Source organism: Neobacillus drentensis (assembly GCF_036965245.1).
In the GTDB taxonomy this organism is placed as follows: domain Bacteria; phylum Bacillota; class Bacilli; order Bacillales; family Cytobacillaceae; genus Neobacillus; species Neobacillus drentensis_G.
The window spans coordinates 16,849-19,174 of record NZ_JBALPG010000130.1 but is presented as its reverse complement, the minus strand read 5'-3'; the positions used below and the strand labels follow the sequence as shown (position 1 = coordinate 19,174).

Here is a 2,326-nt window from a genome sequence, read left to right as displayed (position 1 = left end):
CCTATGATAATTATTTTCTTTGTCATATTTATTCCCTCCTAAATTATTTATCGAAATTACCATCCTAAAATTTCTTTATTTTTTCAATATACCCTTCGGGGTTTAATACCCATATAGGTATTATAAACCGCAAAAAAAAATTGTGAAAGTCTCTTAATGTGACTTTCACAATTTCCTCACAATTTATAAATAAGGTCTTCTTTATTAAACACGCCTTTAGCAAATCTTCTAAAGAACCTACGCATTCAATTTTCTAATACTTATAACCTGTTGTATTTATAGCATTAACCTTAAACTAAGATCTATTGCATAATTTTTAAAATGTTAACATTCCCATTTTTATGACCAATAACAACTGTGTCGGCCATTTTAATAAAAAGACCATTTTCTACTACACCAGGTATCATATTCAGTTTTCGATTTAATTCATCTGGTTCTTGAATTGTTGAAAAGTGGCAGTCCAGAATATAATTCCCATTGTCTGTTATAAAAGGAATGTTGCCTTCAGTTCTTAATATAGGAATACAATCTAATCCACTTAATTGTTTGCTTGTTATCTCAAACCCAAATGGTACAACTTCAACGGGCAGGGGAAACCTCCCTAAATTAAGTACACTTTTCGACTCATCTATAACGATAATTAAACGGCGAGAAATAGATGCTATCATTTTTTCTCGTAATAACGCACCACCACCACCTTTAATTAGGTCTAAATTTCGATTAACTTCATCCGCTCCATCTATGGTTAAATCTAATTCGTTCACTTCTGGTATAGGAATTAATGGGATTTTATGTTTTTTTGCAAGTATTTCAGTATTTTTAGAAGTGGGTACACAGCGTATTTCTAATCCATTTTTGACTAGTTCTCCAAGCTTTTTAATCGTCCAAAAGACTGTAGAACCTGTTCCAAGCCCAATAACCATTCCATTTTCAATATACTGAACAGCTTTTTCTCCTGCGAGTTTTTTTCCATCCATAGATACATTCCACCTTTTATTAAAAAAAGAATATAGACTTTTTCTGTAAAGATAAGAATCTATACCCTTTTTTAAGTTGAAGTGTGACCTCTAAGAAAAAAATATTTTCCGTTATTTTGTTAAAATGATCGGTCCATTTTTAGTAATGATCAGTGTGTGTTCATACTGTGCAACAAAGCTTTTCTCTGTAAGAAAGGTCCATTCGTCGTTTTCCTGTTGAAATACTTCCTCTTCTAAGGTTGAAATAAATGGTTCAAATGCAATAACCATTCCTTCCTTTAACAATCCGTTGTCCGAGGTTTCATTATAATTATAAATGTACTCAGGTTCTTCGTGAATCGTACGTCCAATCCCATGACCAGTTAAATTTTTAATAACCGTTAATCCATGCTGTCTTGCAATTTGGTGAACTACCTTTCCCATTCCAGTGATTTTAGAGCCTGGTTTTGCTTTCTTTAGACCTGCTTCAAATGCTTCTTTAGCTACTGCACATATTTTTGTTAAAATCTCTTCTCCATTACCTACTACAATGGAAATGCCTGTATCAGCGAAATAACCGTTTTTGGAGCCAGATACATCTATATTAACGAGATCTCCCTCTTGAATTATCCGATCACCAGGAATTCCATGGGCTACTTCTTCATTTATACTAATGCATGAATAGCCAGGAAAATTGTATTCCCCTTTTGGTGCTGAAACAGCCCCTGACTTCTCAAAAAGTTCTCCAGCGATATTGTCAAGTTCTTTAGTTGTGATACCAGGTTTAGTTCTTTGTACCAATTCATCTCGAATCGATGCAACGATTCTGCCAATTTCCTTTAATCCGTTAAAATCCTCTTCTGTCTTCGCAATCATTGTTCATTCCCCAATCTGAATAATTTCGTAGTTAAAACATCCATGTCTTAGATTGTACCTATACTTACCCAAAAATCCAAGTGTGTGGATCTATATATTGTTCTTAATAGGTAGCTAAACCTTATTTGTAGCTAAAAATACGATATAAAGCAGAAAGGTTTCGATTAAATGATACTTATCTGGGAGGATTCATTGCTATCGTTCTTAGTATTTTTTAGAATGATTAAGGTTTCAATAATGTAAATTACTTTATTTAACATTCGTAAAATATTAAAACCGATACTGTTTAAGTATCGGCATTCATATTGTTTAAATAATTTTTTAATTCGATTTTCGAAACCTATGAAATCGCTTAATTCCATGTCTAATGTTAGTCAATTTGTATCCATGTGACCCATGGTTCTATTTACTGCCGATTGAACCGTAATATCTTTTTGAACCGTGACTTCCATGACTTCCTTCGCTACCATGGCTTCCTTCACTGCCCTGGCTAC

General features: G+C 33.3%; 2 protein-coding genes. Both read right to left on the bottom strand.

The features are described from left to right. Nucleotides 1–302: 302 nt before the first annotated feature. Nucleotides 303–977 (bottom strand): ribose-5-phosphate isomerase RpiA, encoded by a 675-nt coding sequence (gene rpiA / locus V7150_RS21815; RefSeq protein ID WP_335522424.1) that lies wholly within the window; start codon nt 975–977, stop codon nt 303–305. Between the two features lie 111 nt (nt 978–1,088). Then, nucleotides 1,089–1,832: a type I methionyl aminopeptidase gene (map, locus tag V7150_RS21810; RefSeq protein ID WP_335522422.1), complete on the bottom strand. Its 744-nt coding sequence runs from the start codon at nt 1,830–1,832 to the stop codon at nt 1,089–1,091. Between the last annotated feature and the right edge of the window lie 494 nt (nt 1,833–2,326).

Coding starts and splice junctions, on each gene's coding strand:
- rpiA (WP_335522424.1), bottom strand. CDS start 977: ATGGATGGAAAAAAACTCGCAGGAGAAAAAGCTGTTCAGTATATTGAA.
- map (WP_335522422.1), bottom strand. CDS start 1,832: ATGATTGCGAAGACAGAAGAGGATTTTAACGGATTAAAGGAAATTGGC.